Below are 20,673 nucleotides of genomic sequence, written 5' to 3'. Positions count from 1 at the left end.
TCAAGCCCGAGGATGACGGAGAGGGGGAGGTTATGGGCGGATTCCGTCCCCACCGAGCGGAATGGTTTTCCCATGGCTGAAGGCAAGATATTCGCCGGACCGCGTATCAGGCGCATTCGCAACGAGCGTGGTCTGACACAGACCTCCATGGCCGAGGCGCTGGGCATTTCGCCGTCCTATCTCAATCTCATCGAGCGCAACCAGCGGCCGCTCACGGTCCAGCTCCTGCTCAAGCTTTCCTCGACCTACAAGATCGAACTCGACACGCTGCAGATGGAGACGGGCTCCTCCATGGCCGTGCTCAAGGAAGTGTTTTCCGATCCGCTGCTCAATGGCGAATTGCCGGGCGATCAGGAACTGATCGAAATCAGCGATGCGGCGCCCAATGCCGCCACCGGCGTCATCAAGCTTTATCGCGCGTACAGGGAATCGCTCGAGCGCCTTTCTGATCTGTCGCAACTTCTGGCGAAGGACGGCCGCGCGCCGTCGCTTGTCGCCACACGCATGCCGCTGAATGAGGTACGCGAAGCGCTGGAGCGCCGCGCCAATCATTTTCCCCGCATTGAGGGGGAGGTCGACAGCTTTACCGGTCTGCTCAAGCCCGGCGATGATCTGCTTGGTGCCCTGAAGGCCTGGCTTAAGGCAGAACACGGCATGACGGTACGCATCTTGCCCGTTGCAACGATGCCGAACTGGCGCCGCCGTTATGACCGCCATTCGCAGCGGCTGTTCATCTCCGAGCGGCTGTCACCCTTCGACCAGTTGCGCGAGGTGGCGATGGAGGCTGCTCTCATGCGCATGCAGGTGGTCATTGCCGCCGAAATCCAGGATCTGAAACTCTCCTCGGACGAGGCGCGGCGCATTGCCCGTTTCGAGTTCGGCCGCTACGCGGCGCATGCGCTCATGATGCCCCATCAGGCTTTCCAGAGTGCCGCTGTTCGCGCTCGCTACGATATTGATGTCCTTCGTTCGCGCTTCCATGTCTCGTTTGAACAGGCAGCCAACCGCCTTGCGACCCTCGCCGGCAGACAGGACATTCCGTTCTTCATGCTGGAGGTCGACCACGCCGGCAACCGTTTCCGCCGGGCGGGGGCGCAAGGGTTTCCACAGTCCCGTTTCGGCGGCGAGTGCCCGAAGCTGCCTGTCTATGCCGCTTTTGCCCAGCCCGGCCAGATCCTCGTCGAGGCCGTTGAAATGCCGGATGGCGCCGAGTTCATGACGATCGCGCGCACGCTGGAAGGGCCGCAAGGCGCCTTCAACGAACGCCCGCGCCGAACTGCCATCCTGCTTGGCTGCGACATCGAATTTGCTGACCAGATCGTCTATGGCAGCGCCATCGGCAACCACAGCATCAGCGCCCCGCCACTTGGAAAATTCGTTGGCTCAACGCCCGTCGGCCCGGCCTGCCGTCTGTGCGAACGCGCCGCCTGCCTCTCCCGAGCCGAACCACCCGTGACGCGGCCAGTGGGACTGGACGAGATGGTGACGGGGCTTAGCGCGTTCGACTTTCAGTAGGGCGAGTTTCGCCATCCGGAAACAAAGCCGGCTCTGAAGAAGCAAAATTCGCTCCAGGGTGTTTTGAGATTCGGGTCAGGATGCGCCGAAAATGGCGCTTATCGAGCAACGGAGCGCAGTGAACATTCTCGTTCATGAGCACCGGAGCGCAGAAAAGTGCCATTTGCAGGCCGTCATGGCGCGAATATCAAGACACCCTAGCCTGGAGGGCCGGTATACCCGACGGCATTGGGCCCGCCGTTCATCTCTCGAAGCTTGACGATGTATTGTTGCGGTCGCAGCAAGTGGCCGGGTGCTTTATATCCCATGGACCGCGCGATCTCGCCCACGAAGGCATTGCAGTTGAACGTCGTTGCTTGCCAGAAGCGCGATCTGGCTTGCAGTTTGCGTATATAGGCAACGACTTTATTGTACTCGGCTTCATTCAAGGTGACGCGCCAGGTTGCCGACCTGTATTTGTCGTCCGTATCACCGTCGCTCTCACCGGTCTCGGCTGGAACGGGTATGTAATGGCCAAGAATGTATGGAACCACGCTGTTCGTAGCCGGGTGGAGGCCGGCAACTTCGCGATCAACTATATTGCCCGCCTTGTCCAGACGCCCGAACATCACAAAGGTATGGCCGTAGGTAAGGGCATAGCGCGAGCGAAACTCGATATAATAGCGTCCGTTTTTTTGCGCGGGCTGGGCTGCTGTCGCAGAGGTCACTTGAACGGCCGCAGCGTTATCGCTGGCACCGGCTACATAACCCGAATTGCTCCCATCGCTCGTTTGGCATCCCGCCACTGCGAGCCCAAGCGCGATCACAGATAACAGACGAACACTCATGAGCGTCATCCCATCCCAGAATTCATCAAAACGCAATCCACAAGCCCGGCCATACCCGCTATAAAATCACCGGGGGGCCGCACAGCCGCCTGTTAAGCCGGCATTTTGCGAATCACATGATGCTGGAAGGGTCGGGCGACCCTTCCATTTTTTTGACGAAACTTCTTATTTATAAACTGGTGCTGCTGCGGGCTCTTCAGCGACTGGCGGCGGAGCTTTCCCCTTACCTATCGTCCCACACGCGCTTAGGCTGGCTACGGTTAAAGTGCAAACTACAGCGAATAGAATCCTGCTCATCAGATTTCCTTTCCCTCAAAGGCGAGTAGGTGACCGACGGTAGAGTACTACCAATGGTAGAGTAGCACAAATGGTAGTGATGACTAGAGCTTGGAATGGTAAACACACAACAAGTGTGTCTAGTTTGCAACAGGGCGGTCCAGCCGGGATATTCAGACGATCAACACCGGCGTTCCCAGAGGCGTGTTGTCGTAGAGATAAAGGATGTCCTCATTCGTCAGGCGAATGCACCCGTTCGACACAGCTTGTCCGATCAACCAAGGTTCATTTGTACCGTGCACACGAAAATAGGTGTCACGTCCGCCGCGGTAGAGGTAGAGCGCACGCGCACCAAGCGGGTTGTTTGGCCCGCCGGGAACCCCGCCTGCGTATTGGGCAAGTCGCGGCTTGCGCTTGATCATGCTTGCAGTGGGCATCCACGATGGCCATTCCTCTTTGCGTTCGATCGTCGCTCTGCCCTTGAGCGTCAGTCCCTCCTCGCCGACGGCGATACCATAGCGCGTGGCCGACCCGTCCCCTTGGACCGCATAGAGGAAACGTTCATAGGTGTTGATGACGAGCGTCCCGGGCGCCTCGCTCCCTTGATACGCCACCTCTTGCCGCCGCAAACGGGGATCCATACCGCGTGGCACGGCAAAGGCCGATGAAATCGGCGCCATCGCTTGGCGCACGCCGGAACCGCATCCAGAGGTCATCATTGCCAGACCGCCAAGCATCAGCCCCCGGCGCGTAACTTTTCCATTGATCATTTGTTGCCCCAACCAGTCGACACATTCGCGGCCACCCTAACATCGCAGCAGTTGATGGCCAAGTCTCGTACATCGCGTCGATCGACTATGAACAACTACCTGGAATTCCCCGCTATGAAAAAGCCGACGCTGAAAAGGCACTATTAGAGCTGAACACCTGTGCCGGTGCCGTTAAACCGACAATCAACAGTCGTTTTCCAGACTTAACCTTTGCCACAAGCTTGGCATTGTCGCGTGCATGAGTATCTCCGCCGTGCCCCTGCCGCCCGTCGCCGGGCCCGATCCTGCCAAGACCTCTTCGGAGGCTGCGATCGGCTGTTTGCTGGTGGCTGGCGCCGCGATCGCGTGGAGCACCGGCGGCGCTCTCACGCGCTTCGTCGAAGCCAATGACAACTGGACGATCGTCTTCTGGCGCTCGGTCTTCGCTGCGCTGTTTCTCCTGTGCTTCATGCTGGTGCGCGATGGGCCGCGCGGCACATGGCGGCTGTTTCAGCATATGGGGCTGGCGGGCCTCGGCGTCGCCATTTGCTTCGCCATCGCCTCATCCTGCTTCATTATCGCGTTGTCCTATACGACGGTCGCCAATGTGCTCCTGCTACAGGCGGGCGTGCCGCTCTTTGCGGCATTGATCTCGTGGATATTGTTCCGCGAGCGCATCAGTTCTGCCACATGGATCGCCATTGCCGTGGTCATTGCCGGCGTCGCCATTATGGTGTCGGATTCGCTTGATGGGGAGGTTTCGCCCGTCGGCGATATGCTGGCGCTGTTGATCGCCATCTCGTTCGCCATCGCCACCGTCATCACCCGCCGCAAGGCGCATCTGCGCATGACGCCAGCGGTTTTTCTCGGCGTGGTCATTGCCGCCTGCGTGGCCTCGACGATGGCCGGCCAGTTCAGCACGAGCGTGCGGGATTTTGGCCTGCTCTTTGCACTTGGCGCGGTTAATCTCGGTCTCGGCCTCGCGTTCTTCGTCAGCGGGGCCCGGCTCATTCCCTCGGCGCTGGCCGCGCTGATCAGCACGCTCGAACCAGTGCTCGGCCCGGTCTGGGTCTGGCTCCTGCACAACGAGGTCCCGGCTCTGCGCACGATCATCGGCGGCGCCGTCATCCTGTGCGCACTGCTCATGCATCTCGGCTGGGAATATAGGCGTCAAAAGCGCGTGGCGGCGGTCGTCCGCTAGTCGCAATTTTCCGCACAACAACTGCGCTGCATCATTGAAAATTTCGCACTTGCGCAATTTTCAATGAAAGTGTTGCCTGAAGCCAGTTGACGAACCCTTCGCAATCTAAAAAGGTAGGGCTAACCACGGGAACCCCGGCACAATCAAAGTATTAGTGCCAGCATCATGGAGATATAAATGGGAATAAAAGCTGCTCTGTTGACGGCCACTCTCGCGCTCGGAATTTCCAGTTCCGCTTGGGCGGCGGACCGCGTCGTCAATATCTACAACTGGTCGGATTATATCGATCCGACTATCCTTGAAGAATTCACCAAGGAGACCGGCATCAAGGTCGTCTACGATACCTTCGACTCCAATGAGATTCTTGAAACCAAGCTTCTCGCCGGCGGTACAGGCTACGATGTTGTGGTGCCGACCGCCTCCTTCCTGCAGCGCCAGATTGCAGCGGGCGTGTTCCAGAAGCTCGACAAATCCAAGCTTCCGAACCTTTCCAATACATGGGACGTGATCAACGAGCGCATCGCCACATACGATCCGGGCAACGAGTATTCCGTCGACTACATGTGGGGAACAACTGGCCTCGGTTATAATGTCGACAAGATGAAGGCAATCACCGGCTCTGATGAAAAGCCGAGTTGGGATGTGCTGTTCAAGCCGGAAATGGCGGCAAAGTTCAAGGATTGCGGCATCCATATCCTCGATTCCGCGTCCGACGTCATGCCCTCCGCGCTCGCCTATCTGGGTCTCCATCCCGATAGCAAGGATCCGGATGAACTGGCCAAGGCCGGAGCGCTACTCGAATCGATACGCCCTTATGTCCGCAAGTTCCACTCGTCCGAATACATCAACGCGTTGGCCAATGGCGATATCTGTCTGGCGCTTGGCTATTCTGGCGATATTTTGCAGGCCAAAACCCGTGCCGAAGAGGCAAAGGCCGGGGTAAAACTTGACTACGCCATCCCTGCGCAAGGTGCACAAATGTGGTTCGACGTCATGGCGATTCCGGCCGATGCGCCGCACGTCGCAGAAGCCCATGAGTTCATCAACTACATGCTGAAGCCGGAAGTTGCCGCCAAAGCAACGGATTTCGTGTCCTATGCCAATGGCAACAAGGCTTCTCAGGCTATGATTGACAAGTCGGTTCTTGATAATCCCGCAGTCTATCCAACGCCGGAGGTGCTGGCAAAGCTGTTTACGGTCACGCCCTATGACACAAAAACCCAGCGCGTCGTCACGCGCTTGTGGACGAAAGTGGTCACAGGCCAATAAATTAAAGAGACCCCGGCAGCCAATGCCGGGGTCTTTTGAAATCAAGAACAGAAAAGACCGGGGCAAATCATGAAATCATTGGGAAGTTTTCGCCGCACATTCGCACCTTGGAACGATCCTGCAGCGAAGCCCTTTATCGCCATCGAAAACGTCACCAAGAAGTTCGGTGATTTCGCGGCCGTCAATGATTTGTCCCTCAACATCTACAATCGCGAATTCTTTGCGCTGCTGGGTGCTTCGGGCTGCGGCAAGTCGACTCTCCTGCGCATGCTTGCCGGCTTCGAAGAGCCGACCGCCGGGCGCATTCTCATCGATGGTCAGGATATGCGCGGCATTCCGCCCTATAAGCGCCCGGTCAACATGATGTTCCAGTCCTATGCCCTTTTTCCGCACATGACGGTGGAAGGTAACATCGCTTTTGGCCTGAAGCAGGAGGGCATGGCCAAGGGCGATATCGAGGCGCGCGTCGCCGAAATGCTCAAGCTGGTGAAGCTCGAGCAGTTCGCCAAGCGCAAGCCACACCAGCTCTCCGGCGGTCAACGCCAGCGCGTGGCGCTTGCGCGTTGCGTTGCAAAGCGTCCGAAGGTTTTGCTGCTCGACGAGCCGCTTGGGGCGCTCGACAAGAAACTGCGCGAGGAAACCCAGTTTGAACTCATGGACCTCCAGATGAAGCTCGGCCTGACTTTCGTGGTGGTCACCCACGACCAGGAAGAGGCGATGACCATGGCCGACCGTATCGCTGTCATGGACAAGGGCAAAGTCATGCAGGTGGCAACGCCGGCGGAAGTCTATGAAGCCCCAAACTCGAAGTTCGTCGCCGATTTCATCGGCAATGTGAACATGTTCGAAGGTACCGCTGCCGCAGTCGCCAATGGCAAGATCGACATTGCCGTCGCACCTGAAAACCTGACGATCCGCACCGATGCCGCTTCGAGAAGCTGCACTGTCGGCCAGCCGGTTGGGTTTGCCATCAGGCCAGAGAAAATTCGCGTCAGCCGCAAGCAGCCCGCCGACCCGTCAATCAACTCCGCACATGGGGAGCTTTATGACATCGCCTACTTCGGTGACATGACGGTCTTCCATGTGAAGCTTGAAAGCGGCCGGATCATCAAGGCTGCGAGCCTCAACGCGGTGCGCACGGTCGAAGATCCGCTCGGCTATGACGATACGGTCTGGGTCAACTTCGATACCGACGCCGGTATCGTGCTGACCGCGTGAGGGGGATGATGTCATGCAGAAATTGATATCGTCCGTTGCAGGCCGGCTGGTCATAGCCGTTCCTTATCTGTGGCTACTGATCTTCTTTCTCATCCCCTTCGTCATCGTATTCAAGATTTCGCTGTCTGAAGTCGCGATGGCAATCCCGCCCTATACGCCTGCGTTCAACCTGTCGGCTGGCTGGCAAGCGTTTGCCGATAATTTCTCCCAACTCTCGTGGGACAACTATATCTGGCTGTTGGAGGACCCGCTTTATTACAAAGCCTACATCTCCAGCGTGATCATCGCTGGGGTCTCGACAATACTGACACTGATCGTCGGCTACCCGATCGCCTATGGCATGGCGCGCGCGCCCGCGACGGTGCGGCCGACGCTGCTGATGCTGGTGATCCTGCCGTTCTGGACCAGCTTCCTGATCCGCGTCTATGCGTGGATAGGTATTCTGAAGCCTGAAGGTCTGCTCAACCAGTTCCTGATGTGGGCGCATGTGATCGACACACCGCTCAACATCCTCAATACCAATACAGCCGTCTTTATAGGTATCGTCTATTCCTACTTGCCATTTCTGGTTCTGCCGATTTATTCGGCGCTGGAAAAGATGGACTACTCGCTGGTCGAAGCAGCTGAGGATCTTGGCTGTCCGCCCATACTCGCCTTCTGGAAAATCACCTTTCGCCTGTCAATGCCGGGCGTCATAGCCGGGTGTTTCCTGGTTTTCATTCCTGCGGTTGGTGAATTCGTCATTCCTGACCTCCTCGGCGGATCGCAGACCCTGATGATTGGCAAAACGCTGTGGAACGAGTTCTTCTCCAACCGCGATTGGCCGGTTTCCTCCGCCGTCGCTGTTATCCTTCTGCTGTTGCTGGTCGTGCCGATCGTGCTGTTCCAGCGTGCGGAAGCGCGGGCGCAGGAAAGCGAGAAATAAGATGAACACCACCTGGTCCCGCTTCAACATTGCCTCCCTGGTTTTCGGTTTCGCCTTCCTTTATCTGCCGATCGTCCTTCTGGTCGTCTTTTCGTTCAACGAATCCCGGCTCGTTACCGTGTGGGCCGGGTTTTCGACAAAATGGTACGTCTCTCTCTTCCGCAACCAGAGCTTTATCGATGCGGCTTGGGTAACCATCCGCGTCGGTCTCGTGTCGGCGACTGTCGCGACAATTCTTGGAACACTCGGTGCCTTGGCTATGACCCGCTATACGCGCTTTCGCGGGCGCTTGTTGTTTTCGGCAATGATCTACGCGCCGTTGGTCATGCCGGAAGTCATCACAGGATTGTCGATGCTGCTGCTGTTTGTTGCCATCGGGTTCGACCGCGGACTGTGGACCATGATCCTCGCACACATCACCTTCTCCATGTGCTTTGTCGCCGTTGTCGTTCAGTCGCGACTGGTGACATTCGACCGCTCGCTGGAAGAAGCGGCAATGGACCTTGGAGCAACGCCGGTCACGACGTTCTTCAGGGTAACACTGCCGGTGATCCTGCCGGCAGTGGTCTCTGGCTGGATGCTTGCCTTCACGCTTTCGCTGGACGATCTGGTCATTTCCAGCTTCACCTCGGGGCCGGGCGCGACCACGCTGCCCATGCGCATTTACTCGCAGGTACGGCTTGGCGTGACGCCGGAAATCAACGCCGCTTGTACCATCCTGATTGCCATCGTAGCAGTCGGAGTGATCATTGCGTCGATCGCCAACAAGCGCCGCGAGGTTCAGAAGGCTCGCGACGAACAGGCCGCTGCACGGAACTGACAACTCAAGACAACTTCAGAGCCTGAGATAACAGGTCGAATGCAACTCTACGTTCGTTGTTGCCCACATCAAACCAAGCAATAGATGAGAAATGGCGCTAACGCGCTAACGGTTTGATGGCGAAGCAACAGCACCGGACCAGCGGTGTATCGAGGAAGATAGGCTCCCCCGACTGCGGCAACAGCCTTGCCTCAAACTTGGAGGTGAAACTATGCGGTATCTACCGTTTAGTCTAACCCTTATCGTCAAGAAAACCCGGACGACCTGGTCAGTGACCGTCCGGGTTCATGTCTTTAGATAAGGAACGGAGGGTGAGCGAAAGCTCATCCTCTGCTCCAAGACTATAGCATCTTCTCGCGGGTTTCCAAGAGCGGTCGCTGCCGACTTTCGTCTACTGCGCAATGATTGGCGAGATAAACGGATTGTCCCAGGAACCGCCTATGAAAAAGCGTGTGTGATTGACCGTCGGTTCCGGCTTGGGTGCGTCCGGTGCAGCGCCTGCTGCCGGGGCCGCAGCGGGAACCGGGGCCGCGAAGTCACCTGTGAGCGCCAGGCTTTTACCGATCAACGTCACGATGCCGGCAAAACTCAGCGTGCCGGACTTGGTCTGGATTTGCGCCGTCTCCAGTGCCGCCACCCCATCCATGATGTTCGCCTTGGCCTCGAATTTGTCGAAGGCCAGCCAGGCATCCGTCTTTTCGTTGAGGCTGAAGAAACGGTCCGTCTTGGCTTTGCTCAGGAGGCCGTTGAAATCCAGGCTGCGGATTTGCCCACTGCCGAAGCGCATGGACAGTGTTCCCTTGGCGTTGCCGAGCGCTGTTGACCAACGTGATATCGGACCCTTCAAGACAAGGGACATCGTCCCTTTGCCTAATTGAAAGCGATCACCAAATCCAAGCAGGGAGGCGATCGAAGCACTGTTCACATCCGTGCCGTTGAGGCGCAATTCACCGGTCGTTGCGCCATCCCCCTCATCCGCAAGCTGGAAACTGGCGGCAACCGAACCACCGAACGCCGAGGCCTCGCCGATATCGAACATGGCGCGCCCATTGCGGATTTGTGCCGTTGCCGCGACCTTCGAGAGATCGATCGTCCCGATGGTCGCTTTCTGTGTGGAGACGCGCAGATCGAGATTGAGCAGCTTCAGGAAACCACTGTCGATAACCGCGTCAGCGTTCGTGGTACCATCCGGCAAGGGCATGAAACCTGAGAACACCGAATGAATGTCGAGCGTTTCGAAGGCAAGCGTACCGGTAACGCTGGGTGTTCCCTGATTGAGCACGACCTCGATCACGCCCTTCGCGGGATTGTCGTTCAGTGTTGCGGTCAGCCCGTCCAGTTTCATGCGCGTAGCGGATCCGGAGACGGATGCATCCAGTGCGAAGCTGCCGATGGGGGCGCCAGGAATTGTCGCCATTCTCGACCATTCAAGCGTGCGTCTTAGAGATGGCGAGGTCAGTGAAAGCGTGCCTTCGTAAAACTGGCCCTTGGAGACATTGGCCGATCCGTTGAATGATAGCGTCAAGGGTGTCGAGCTGAGATTGACCTGTAGAGGACTGGTGCCGCCAGCCAGAAGCAACAACGCCCGCGTCGCAGAACTGTCGATTTCCGTTTCTTCGCCGTGCCAGATGGCCTTGCCCTGGAAACTGGCAACACCCGAAGTCTGCGGCCAGTCGAAAACGCCGCTGATGCTCGAAATCTGTTCTTCGGCGCCGTTGATTGGCCGCTTGAAGGTGACCGTCGCGTCTTCGAGCCGCACACGCCCGAACGGTTGCGACGATACCGTGCTCATATCCGGCTTGGCGGGATTGGCTTCAACAGCAACACGCGCTTCCCGGACGACATCGCCGATCCGGCCATCACTCTTGGCAAGGGCTTCGCCGATCTCCGACAGGCTTTTGATCGGTTCGTCGATGACGAATTTTGGCCGCACGATTTTGGTTTCGGTGAATTCGATATTGCCCATCAGCGCGGAAAGTAACGACAGGTCGACTTCGATGCGCTCCGCCTGCATGAATGGTGCGCCTTCACTCTGCCACGGATTGCGGATGGTCACGTCAGCCAGTGAGGCGGCGAATATGGGAAAAAACGATATCTGCGGCGACTGCCGCGACTCGACGCTATAGCCGGTCCAGTTGCTGATTTCCTGAATGAGCCTCGCCCGGATCAGATCCGTGCTGACAAGGTAGGGCAGGGCCGCCAGAACTCCCACGGCAACGAGAGCCAACATCAAGACCGTGGCGAGAAGGTTCCTTGGCCTGTACCAGGACATGAGCGTTTCCGATTTCAGTCCCTTCAGCTGCGTGCTGTAAGGATTTTTGCATTGCCTTCCACGGTTTAGCGATCATGCAGGGCAATTCAAGCCGGTATAGACCTTTTACGATCGATTTGTTGGAAATGACCCGTTTGTGAATTGGCCGTCTATTCTGCAAGAACACGCGTGGACGGAAATGTTATCTCGACCATTGTCCCGCGACCGGGATTGGAGTCGATCGTGAAATTGGCGCGGTTGGCTTCGGCCATCGCCTTGGTCAACGGCAGGCCAAGGCCGGTACCATCGCTGCGAGAATGCTTCGGCGTGGTGATCTGCTTGTAGGGTCGCAGAGCTTGCTCGACCTCTTGCCGCGTCATGCCGATGCCCGTGTCCCGCACGCGCAAAAGCACATCGCCGCTCGCCTCATAGCTTGTGGAGACAATGACCTGGCCGCCGGGCCCGGTGAACCGGATGGCATTGGACAATAGGTTCAAGGCGATCTGGGTGATCGAACGATGGTCTGCGACAATGTCGGGCAGCCGCGATGTCAGGCTGGAGCGGATGATGACACGCTCGCGGTTCGCCTGTGGCTGCATGATCGCGACGGCTTCCGTCAGCGCTTCGTTGAGCGAAACCGCCTCGAAATCCATCTCGACGGCTCCTGCCTCGATCTTTGAAATATCGAGAAGATCGTTGACCAGCGACAGGACATGATTGCCGGAGCGGCTGATATCGTTCAGATAATCGCGGTAGCGTTCGCTGCCGATAGGGCCGAACTTCTCGTCCGCCATCAATTCGGAAAAGCCGATTATGGCATTGAGCGGTGTGCGGATTTCATGGCTGATGCGTGCCAGAAACTCGCTTTTCTGGGCAGACGTGCGTTCGGCCTCGCGTCGGGCGCTGACCAGCTCTTCCTCGGCGCGCTTCCAATGGGTGATGTCACGCAGGACAACACAGTATCCCTTGGAGGCGTCCAGTTTGCCGATCGTCATGAACAGCGGGATGAAGCGGCCTTGGGCTTCACGGCCGATCACCTCGCGCCCGTCATTGAGCAGACTGGCGACGCCATTTTCCGAAAGACTGTTCAGATAATCCATCGCCGCGCGCTGGCTTTCGATGGCGAAGAGCATGGAGAAGGCTTTACCGGTCAACTCCTCCGGCTCGTAGCCGAAGAGCGCAGCGGCGGAATGGTTGACGGAGCGGATCGAACCGGCTGAATCGAGCAGGATCACGCCGTCGGTCGCCGTATCGAGAATGGCGCTGAGCTCATCGATGCGCGTCTGCAGAAGCTGGCGTTCGCTCATCTCGAAATGATCGGCAGTCGGGGCTTGCGGCGACAATGCGAGCAGTAGCGCGCGCTCGCCATTCTCGGTTGCTTCGTCCCAGCGGACCGCCTGCAGATGCGCCTGAACCCGCGTCACCGAGCCATCGCTGCGGCGAAGGTTCATGCCAGCTTCGTCGTCATCGCCGCTATCGCCAGTTTCATCGGCGAAGAGGATGCTCAAGCCGCCCGCATCGTTGATCGCTTCGGCAGACGCATACAATATGCTCTCCAGCAGCGCGGGATTTGCATAAAGTATCTGGCCCTGGCGGTGGATCAGGACCGGCAAGGGCAGGGCGGCGAGAATGGACGTGTCGACACCCTGCCGCGCCTGTTCGCGAATGTTGACCGCAAAATCCTCGGGCCGGGCGAGTTCGTTCTTGCTATCGCTTTCCGCAACGGCATAGCCCGGACCGACCACTTCCGCATCCGGAACCTTGGGCTTCATCGTTGAAGCCGGCGTTGCAGCAGGCCCGGGTTCTGCGTCGCTACTGCTCTTCGGGCCGTCGCCAAGCACTTCGCGGCGCAGCCTTTCGGCAATTTCGCGAAATGCATTGCGTTCGGCATCGTTCAGCCGTCCGTCGTCGCGTGAGGGCCGTTGCGTCTTGAGCGGAATGATGTTGCCTGTCGCATCCGGTGTGATTTCCAGCGCGGGTTTTTCCCCGTTGAACACATCTACGGCGGACTGTACGTCGTTCAATATCTTGCCTGCTGCTTTCGGATCGGCTGTGACATCGCCCATGCGGGCCACGCCAAACCCCCGGAAACCCAGGAACGCCCGCTCACGCGAATAGATCGGCAGCGCAGCAAGCTCGATCGGCACGCGCAGGTCGGTGCCTTGGATAGGCCATAGCACCGTCCGTCCCGACCAAGTGTCGCGACGCTCAAGAAGCGCGGCGATTTCCTCGTTGTCGTCGAACCCATGGCTCGCCGCCACCGCCCGGAAAGATCTGCCGATGATCGACGCCGATTGCGGTCCGACAGCGGCCGAGAATTCTGGTGATATCTCGCTGAAATTCGCCTGCGCGTCGACCTTCCAGACAAAGCGTACAGGCGCCTCGGATGGTGCGTACTGGAATACGCCCGAGGGTGTTGCCGTGTCATTAAATGATGGCTCGAGTGCAAGGGAGGTCTGAGGCTCTGCCGCTGCATGATCTATCTGCGCATCGGCAATGGGCGCCTCGGGCACAACGTCAAGTTCAGGCTGCGGGTGGTCAATCTCGCTTGTCTGCACGTCCACAATCTCCGGCTCGATCGCAAACAGCAGATGCATTGCGGGACTGTCCGTCAGTCTCGCAATCCCGGTGGGTACAGCGCCGCTCACTGTTTGTACCGGGCGCTTGACCAGGCGGTCGCGCTCGAGCCGCACCTCCCGTACGAGATCGCCGAGGATCTTGTCATTGAATCCGAGCCTGGCAAACTGCTGCGATGCGGCGATCACGCCGCCATTGGCGTCGATCATCGCCGCATGCGTTGTCCGGTCGCCAAAGCCCTTGATTGCCAATGCTGCGATCTGCTTTCCGGAGCTTGCCCGATCAGCATTGGCGATGGAGAGAAGGATGGCCTGTTCGCCGCGCGGCAGTTTCAGATCGCTCGCCTGGAATGTCAGGATGCTGCTGGAAAGCCCAAAGGCAACGCGCAACGAAACCGTGCGTCCATGACCGATGGCCGGAAAACCATCCAGCGCCATGAGTTGTCGCCGTGCCTGTATGCCGAGCACTGCTCCGCCACCCAGTATCTCGTCGATCGACGCATAGCCAAGCATCGACGCACCTTGGCCATTGGCCCAGATGACGTTCTGCAGATCCTGCGATATCACGACGAGCGCATCGCCATTGGCAAAATGCTCGCGGATCTCGTCGAGGACGGCGATGTCGATGAATGGATAAGTTCCAGACGCCATATGTTGACCAGCATGCTCCGATCGAACAGTCGCATCCTCGCGATGTTCTTAAGACTTTGTTAATAATGATCCAGCCGTCACTCGTCCACTCGCAGCCCTCTATCTTACATGTCTTTCTCTTGGTTTAGTTAACTTCCGTCACGCCAATACAACCGTCCACATAATAATTTCGATTTAGAAACAGGCGCTCGATTGTGCACTGCAAAATAAATGTTGCAACGCACCATATTTTGAATTATATAGGGGTCATGAAATCAGCTGCAGAGACGAATGACCATCTGCACCAAGGAAGGAACCTGTTATGAGCAAGACCACCAAACAGACTGCCGATGCGTTCTCGATCCCTACTTTCGATGCAACCGCTGTAACCGACCAGGTTCGCGAATTCACCGAAAAGGGCGTTGCTCAGTCCAAGGAAGCTTATGCCAAGATCAAGGATCAGGCCGAAGCTGCTCAGAAGACGCTTGAAACCACTTTTGAAACTGCCCAGTCGAATGGTGCCGCTCTTTCGCTCAAGGCATTGGCTGCATTCCGCGCCAACACCGAAGCCGGCTTCGCTCACATCGAAGCGCTGATCGGCGTGAAGTCCTTTGGCGAAGTGATCGAACTGCAGAGCGCATTCGTTCGCAAGCAGGCTGAAGCCATCTCCGGTCAGGCCAAGGAATTCCAGGCTGTTGCTTCGAAGGCCGTTGAAGAAATCTCCGCACCGGTCAAGTCGGCTGTCGAGAAGGCAATCAAGGACGTCAAGGTCGCTTAGTCAGCGACTTGACGCAAGAAATACCCCGACGGCACTCCTCCTCCCGGCCGTAGGGGAAGCAAGACTTCATGGCTCCTCCCGCCTGGTCTTGCACTGATGGAAAAAGGCCGGATCCTCCCCCGGCCTTTTTCTTTTTTTGGTTTGTTCCTGTCTTTGTTGCATCGAACACTTGCAAAAAGCGTCAATCCTTCGTATGTGACGCCTGTCAAAAATATGACGGTATGCGGTCGTAGCTCAGTTGGTTAGAGCGCAGGATTGTGGCTCCTGAGGTCGGTGGTTCGAGCCCACCCGTCCGTACCATTTTTCAGTAGTAATTCCCGTCCAATTTGCTCTAGCTTCCATGGCCTGTTCGTTTCGCGATGAAACGCGCAATCGCAGGGCCTGTCAAAAGTACGACGATGAAACGCGATGTTTGCATCGCCATGACGAATGCCACGTCGACATCGCTGGACGCCGCAATGATCGCAACGGAATCAGCACCGCCGGGACTGGTCGCCAGATAAGCCGTCAGCGGGTCCACGTCGGCCACCCATACGAGAATGGCGGCAATTCCTCCGCAAATCGCAATCAAGGTCAGGATAGAGGCGACGACGCGTGGCAGGGCACGCGCTGCATGAACAAGAATGGGTCGTGTGAAGCGCGAGCCAATATTCCAGCCGACGAGCGCGTAGCTCGCAGCAAGCAGCCAGGGCGGCAATACGATCTCCATCATACCTGTGTTTTGCAGAACCACACCCACGACAAGCGGCACCAGAAGCGGCCCAGCAGGGATGCGCAGTCGCACGGCAAGTAAACTTCCAAGCACTATGAGTATCAAGGTTTGTGCAAGACCAAGCCAGGGAACGGACGGGAACCAGACGATTTCCGGCACCCGAGCCGCTGGAGCTGTGACCCATATACTCGACACGGCCGAGGCGACGATTGCCACAAAGACCACGCGTAGATATTGCATGAATGCTACCAGGCGGATGTCTGCACCAAAAGCCTCGGCCATCAGCGTCATCGCCGAAGCTGCGCCGGGAGATGAGCCCCAGATGGCGGTCGTACCGGGCAAGACCTGCCAGCGTGTCAGCAACCAGCCGAGCGCGTTGCTTGCCATAAGAACCGACCCGATGACCACCAGGAAGAGGGGCCAGTCGTGCAGCATCTCGGCAAGCGCTGCGGGCCGAATACTGAGCGCGATCAGGCAGCCGATCACGCCTTGAGCGACAATGAAAGGACGCATCGGCAGTCGGATCGAACCGCCCGCTGCAGCCACGGCAATGGCTGCAGCCATCGGCCCAAGCAGCAGCGCCGCCGGCAGATGAGTCGCGTGGAGAAGCAAGAAGAACAGGATCGACAATCCGAGCAAAATCGCCCACTGCAACCCAATGCCGCGACTGCTCAATCCGCCGCCAAGGATGCGGCCGATCCATTCAGGAACATTCATTGGGAACCGTTGGAGAGCCGGGAGAGGCGCTGCGTATTGAGACGACGTTGCCGAAGCGGCATACATGAGCGGAGCTTTTCGCCTTTGTGGAAGCCATTTGGAAAAGCATCACTAACTATCATCGCCCCAATGTCCCGCCAGCCTCAACAAAGTTGGCCGCAGGATAATCTTCTGTTGCGCGCCGTCCACCCCTGTTTAGCGTATTTGATCCTTGGAAAAATCCGCAAAACTGCTATGTTCGTCTTGGAGCGGGGACGAACTTTCGTCCGCCCCCATTCCTCATTTCATAAAATGAACCCGGAACGAGACTTGCCAGCCTGTCCGGGTTCTTTTTATGATGAGGGTAACGCTACATGGTGTGAACCACATCGCTTTACCTCCAAGTTGGAAGCAAGGCCGTTGCCGCGGTCGAAGTGGCCAATCGCCTTCGATGCACCGGCTGGCTCGGTGCAGACTGCGTCTGCTCCCAAACTGAATTCACGTCGATTCATCGCTTGCTTCATGAGCCAAGGCAACGAACGCCGGGTTGAAACGCTTTGCAAACAATCGGTTGCACGGTTGTCCTTCTGCGTTCAACGAAAGAGCCAGAAACACAGGGCATTTGAAACTTGGAAAAATCCGCAGAACTGCTATGTTCGAGCTTGGAGCGGGGACGAACTTTCGTTCGCCCCCATTCCTCATTTCATAAAGTGAACCCGGAAAGACATTGACCAGCCTGTCCGGGTTCTTTTTATGATGAGGGTAACGCTACATGGTGTGAACCACATCGCTTTACCTCCAAGTTGGAAGCAAGGCCGTTGCCGCGGTCGAAGTGGCCAATCGCCTTCGATGCACCGGCTGGCTCGGTGCAGACTGCTTCTGCCTCCAAACTGAAATGCTCTCACTTCATCGCTTGGTTGAGGCATCGGCGCCACGAACGTCCGGTTGAAACGTTTCGCAAACAATCGGTTGCGCGGTTGCACAGCGGCTGGCGATGTTCCGCTTTTACTGTTTGCGGCCCTTGATGTTTCATGCGAATGAAACGCCATGCGCATATTGCTCGTAGAAGACACGCATGATGTGGGGGAGGCAATCGCCAGGCGTTTCGAGGCGACAGGGCATGCCGTGGACTGGGAAACCAATGGGCGGGCTGCAGCCGAAATCATCGATTTCACCGAATATGCACTGATCATTCTCGATGTCATGTTGCCAGGCATGGATGGCTTTGAAATCCTCAAACGCATCCGCAAATCGGGCAATGCGGTTCCCGTCCTTATCCTGACCGCGCGTTCTGAGATTGACGACCGGGTTGGAGCGCTTGATCTTGGAGCAGACGACTATCTGGTAAAGCCGTTTGACTTCCGTGAATTGGAGGCGAGGGCGCGCGTTCTGATGCGCCGCCACACCGGAGGCGAGGCCACCAATCTGATCAAATGCGGTGATATCGCCGTCGATCGCGGAACGCGATCCGTGCACATCGGCAAGCGCGAAGTACAGCTCAAGCGGCGTGAACTGACCCTGCTCGAAGTTCTCGTTGCACGGCCGGGTCGCGTCTTCAGCAAGGATGAACTGCTCGATCAGATTTTCGGTTTCGACGAAGCGGCGAACGCCAATGCGATCGAACTTTATATAGGCCGTTTGCGCAAGAAGCTGGAGGGTGCCAAAGCGCACATCGTCACCGTGCGCGGGCTCGGTTATCAGCTGGTACCTGGCGATGCGCCCTGAACCGCTCCAACACGGCCCGTCTTTGTTCGGGCGTCTTGCCCGGCGCATTTCGTTTGTCCTTTTCATTGGAGCTGCGCTGCTCGTCACCGCCGCCTGGTACTATGCCGAAACTGCGGCGAACAAGGCCTATGATCGCCTGCTCGTTGGCGCGGCGTTGCAGATGGCGGAAAGTCTTTCGGTCGAGGATGGAATATTGACTGCGCGTCTGCCGACCTCTGCGTTCGAACTGCTCGGCCTGGCGGATCGCGACCGGATTTTCTACCGCGTCATCGATACGCATGGCCAGACCTTGACCGGGTATGACGATCTCAAGACACCGACGCCACTGGAGCGTGCGCAAGATCCTCTGAGCGTGGAAGAGGGCGTCTACAAGGATGAGCCTGTGCGCATCGCCCATGCGACCCGGATCCTCGCCGATCCTGCAGTCTCTGGTCGTGCCTATGTCATCGTAGCCCAGACGAATGAGGCGCGGTTGGCTTTGACCCGCGAGCTCACGCTGCGCGCGACGATCCTCGTCTTCATCATGAGTCTGTTGGCTTTCGCTGGTGCCATGCTGGCGATCCGCTATGCGCTGCAGCCGGTGGAACAGTTGGGGACGGAAGTCCGTGGCCGTGATCCGCATGATCTGACGCCGGTTACAGTCGACGTGCCGCGTGAGCTTGATCCCTTTGTCAGCTCGATCAACCATTTCATGGGAAGGCTTAATGAACGCGTCGATCTGTTGCAGCGTTTCATTGCCGATGCCGCACATCAGATACGCACGCCATTGACTGCGCTGACGGCGCAGATCGATCTTCTGGGGACCGGCAAACTCGACAAGGCGGGCCGCCAGCATTTTAATCGGGTCAAGGAAAGGACAAGCGAACTCTCCCGGCTGACCAACCAGTTGCTCAGCCATGCGATGGTGATTCATCGCGCCGATTCCGTTCAGCAGGAGCCGATCAGCCTTGTCGATGTGGCGAGGCGCGCCTATCGGGTCGCTATTCCGGTCACGGTCGATCCGGATATCGTCATTTCTTTCGAAGCGCCGGATGACCGGCCTTTCGTTCTCGGCGACGCAGTCAGCCTGCGCGAAGCCATTGTCAACGTCATCGACAACGCTTTGCGGCATGGTACGGATCAACGGCTGGAGGTGCGGGTACGCGCCACCGGCACGCAAGCCTTTGTCGAGGTCGAGGATGATGGTCCCGGCATCCCGCCTGAAAGCTGGGAGAAGGCGACGCAGCGCTTTGCCACGTCGAAATCGCATGAAGGCAGCTCCGGTCTTGGCTTCGCCATTGCCCAGGAAGTGGCAAATGCTCATGGCGGCACCTTGAGCTTTCGCGCGCGCGACGAAAAGGGTTTTACCGTGGTTCTGACCCTGCCGCTGTACAAAGGAGTGGCGAAATGATCCGGGTGAGTTTCGCGCTCTTGATGGTTGGTTTGACCGCGGCACAAGCGTTGGCTGCTGAAAGCAACAAAACGCTGTTTCCAGCCGTCCAGCCGGACGCAGGCACGCTGACGATCTACTCGACGACAGACCTGGCCGCGATAAAGCCGCTGATTGAGGATTTTCAGAAATCGTCGCCGGATGTGTCGATCGACTATAATGAATATCTGACCAACGAACTGAATGCCCTGGCCAGCGAAGCCTGCCGCAAGCAGGAACCGCTCGGCGATCTGCTCTTGTCGTCATCGGTCGACCAATTGCTCAAGCTCGCCAATGATGGCTGCGCCGCGGCGCATACGTCGCCCGAAACCCTTCGCGTTGCAGACTGGGCCAATTGGCGCGACGAGGTCTTCGGCTTCACCTATGAGCCGGCGGTTTTCGTCTATAACAGGAGCAAGGTTCCGCCCGCCGAAGTCCCCCGTACCCATGTCGAACTCGCAGACCTCTTGCGTGAGCGGCTCGACTATTATCGCGGCCGTGTCGGCACCTATGATATTCGCCTGTCCGGGATAGGTTATCTTCTCGCCTTCAATGATGCGCGGCAAACCACGACTGTCTTCGGCCGCCTGCTGGAAAGCATGGCGCGCGCCTCCGCTGTCGCCCGTTGCTGCACGGGCGAAATCCTCGAGGAGGTCGCCAAGGGCAATCTCTACATCGGTTACAATATGCTCGGTTCCTATGCTTATGACGCGGCGCAGCGCCATCCGGAATTGGGCGTGGTGGTGCCGCGCGATTATACGCTCGTCTTGAGCCGTGGTGCGCTTATCCCGAAAGGTGCACAGCGAGCAGATCTCGGCGCACGGTTCCTCGATTACCTCCTGTCGGAGCGCGGCCAATCCGTGGCGCGAACCAATGCGTTCTATTTCACGGAAAGTGGTGAACTGCCGCCCGGCGTCGACGGTCCGCAAAATTTGAAAGAGTCCGGAGTTGCCCAGCCGATCCGCATCGGCCCGGCTCTGCTCGCGGTGCAGGACAGGGCACAACGCCAACGTTTCATCGAGGATTGGTCGCAATCTCTGATTGAATTGAACAGTCCCGCCTGGACGCGAGAATAGCAAACCCGATCTTGGACGGCG

The 20,673-nt window shown here is 57.9% G+C and carries 16 protein-coding genes and 1 tRNA gene; 11 read left to right on the top strand and 6 right to left on the bottom strand.

Annotated features, from left to right (window positions below; translation table 11 throughout):
• The first annotated feature begins 72 nt into the window (after window positions 1–72).
• Entirely contained in the window at window positions 73–1,515 is a 1,443-nt protein-coding gene (locus tag LB462_RS22350) for a helix-turn-helix domain-containing protein (protein ID WP_224512639.1), read from the top strand.
• A 197-nt stretch (window positions 1,516–1,712) separates the two neighbouring features.
• Here LB462_RS22350 and LB462_RS22345 read toward each other — a convergent pair whose 3' ends face one another.
• From LB462_RS22345 to LB462_RS22335, 3 genes are all read right to left on the bottom strand, one after another.
• Window positions 1,713–2,351 (bottom strand): hypothetical protein, encoded by a 639-nt coding sequence (locus tag LB462_RS22345; RefSeq protein ID WP_224512612.1) that lies wholly within the window; start codon window positions 2,349–2,351, stop codon window positions 1,713–1,715.
• A 156-nt stretch (window positions 2,352–2,507) separates the two neighbouring features.
• Window positions 2,508–2,639 (bottom strand): ABC transporter, encoded by a 132-nt coding sequence (locus LB462_RS22340; RefSeq protein ID WP_224512610.1) that lies wholly within the window; start codon window positions 2,637–2,639, stop codon window positions 2,508–2,510.
• A gap of 152 nt (window positions 2,640–2,791) precedes the next feature.
• Window positions 2,792–3,388: a L,D-transpeptidase gene (locus LB462_RS22335; RefSeq protein ID WP_224512608.1), complete on the bottom strand. Its 597-nt coding sequence runs from the start codon at window positions 3,386–3,388 to the stop codon at window positions 2,792–2,794.
• A 238-nt stretch (window positions 3,389–3,626) separates the two neighbouring features.
• Here LB462_RS22335 and LB462_RS22330 point away from each other — a divergent pair, with 238 nt between their 5' ends.
• The 5 genes from LB462_RS22330 to LB462_RS22310 all read left to right on the top strand — a co-directional run bounded on the left by LB462_RS22330 (window position 3,627) and on the right by LB462_RS22310 (window position 8,800).
• The gene (locus LB462_RS22330; protein ID WP_224512606.1) at window positions 3,627–4,568 is read left to right on the top strand and encodes a DMT family transporter; all 942 of its coding nucleotides are present in this window, start codon (window positions 3,627–3,629) and stop codon (window positions 4,566–4,568) included.
• A gap of 177 nt (window positions 4,569–4,745) precedes the next feature.
• The gene (locus LB462_RS22325; protein ID WP_224512603.1) at window positions 4,746–5,837 is read left to right on the top strand and encodes a polyamine ABC transporter substrate-binding protein; all 1,092 of its coding nucleotides are present in this window, start codon (window positions 4,746–4,748) and stop codon (window positions 5,835–5,837) included.
• 69 nt (window positions 5,838–5,906) lie between these two features.
• Window positions 5,907–7,055, top strand: coding sequence for an ABC transporter ATP-binding protein (locus LB462_RS22320; RefSeq protein WP_224512602.1), 1,149 nt, complete (start codon window positions 5,907–5,909; stop codon window positions 7,053–7,055).
• 13 nt (window positions 7,056–7,068) lie between these two features.
• A complete protein-coding gene (locus LB462_RS22315) occupies window positions 7,069–7,980 on the top strand; it encodes an ABC transporter permease subunit (protein WP_112526063.1) in 912 nt (303 codons plus the stop codon).
• A gap of 1 nt (window position 7,981) precedes the next feature.
• Window positions 7,982–8,800 (top strand): ABC transporter permease, encoded by an 819-nt coding sequence (locus tag LB462_RS22310; RefSeq protein WP_224512599.1) that lies wholly within the window; start codon window positions 7,982–7,984, stop codon window positions 8,798–8,800.
• 391 nt (window positions 8,801–9,191) lie between these two features.
• Here LB462_RS22310 and LB462_RS22305 read toward each other — a convergent pair whose 3' ends face one another.
• Together LB462_RS22305 and LB462_RS22300 are read right to left on the bottom strand one after the other, a co-directional pair.
• Entirely contained in the window at window positions 9,192–11,072 is a 1,881-nt protein-coding gene (locus LB462_RS22305; RefSeq protein ID WP_224512596.1) for an AsmA family protein, read from the bottom strand.
• Window positions 11,073–11,221: 149 nt separating this feature from the next.
• Window positions 11,222–14,278: a PAS domain S-box protein gene (locus LB462_RS22300; protein WP_224512587.1), complete on the bottom strand. Its 3,057-nt coding sequence runs from the start codon at window positions 14,276–14,278 to the stop codon at window positions 11,222–11,224.
• Between the two features lie 301 nt (window positions 14,279–14,579).
• On the opposite strand from LB462_RS22300, the gene LB462_RS22295 reads away from it, so the two are divergent.
• Window positions 14,580–15,035, top strand: coding sequence for a phasin (locus LB462_RS22295; RefSeq protein WP_112526051.1), 456 nt, complete (start codon window positions 14,580–14,582; stop codon window positions 15,033–15,035).
• 223 nt (window positions 15,036–15,258) lie between these two features.
• Window positions 15,259–15,335 (top strand) — tRNA-His (locus tag LB462_RS22290).
• A 31-nt stretch (window positions 15,336–15,366) separates the two neighbouring features.
• Here the strand turns inward: LB462_RS22290 and LB462_RS22285 are convergent.
• Window positions 15,367–16,464 carry an AbrB family transcriptional regulator gene (locus tag LB462_RS22285; RefSeq protein WP_224512585.1) on the bottom strand — a complete coding sequence of 366 codons (1,098 nt, stop codon included), beginning with the start codon at window positions 16,462–16,464 and terminating at the stop codon, window positions 15,367–15,369.
• Between the two features lie 1,026 nt (window positions 16,465–17,490).
• On the opposite strand from LB462_RS22285, the gene LB462_RS22280 reads away from it, so the two are divergent.
• From LB462_RS22280 to LB462_RS22270, 3 genes are read left to right on the top strand one after another with little or no spacing between them, the layout of a single operon-like run.
• Window positions 17,491–18,168 (top strand): response regulator transcription factor, encoded by a 678-nt coding sequence (locus LB462_RS22280; RefSeq protein ID WP_224512582.1) that lies wholly within the window; start codon window positions 17,491–17,493, stop codon window positions 18,166–18,168.
• Window positions 18,158–19,558: a sensor histidine kinase gene (locus tag LB462_RS22275; RefSeq protein ID WP_224512581.1), complete on the top strand. Its 1,401-nt coding sequence runs from the start codon at window positions 18,158–18,160 to the stop codon at window positions 19,556–19,558. Before LB462_RS22280 ends, LB462_RS22275 begins: the two co-directional genes overlap by 11 nt.
• Window positions 19,555–20,652 (top strand): ABC transporter substrate-binding protein, encoded by a 1,098-nt coding sequence (locus tag LB462_RS22270; protein WP_224512580.1) that lies wholly within the window; start codon window positions 19,555–19,557, stop codon window positions 20,650–20,652. The genes LB462_RS22275 and LB462_RS22270 overlap by 4 nt, the downstream gene beginning before the upstream one ends.
• The last annotated feature ends 21 nt before the right edge of the window (window positions 20,653–20,673 follow it).

Origin of the sequence: Phyllobacterium chamaecytisi, from assembly GCF_020164455.1 — a bacterium.
GTDB lineage: Bacteria > Pseudomonadota > Alphaproteobacteria > Rhizobiales > Rhizobiaceae > Phyllobacterium > Phyllobacterium chamaecytisi.
The sequence above is the reverse complement of the archived record's forward strand: the minus strand, read 5'-3'. Positions and strand labels throughout refer to the sequence as shown.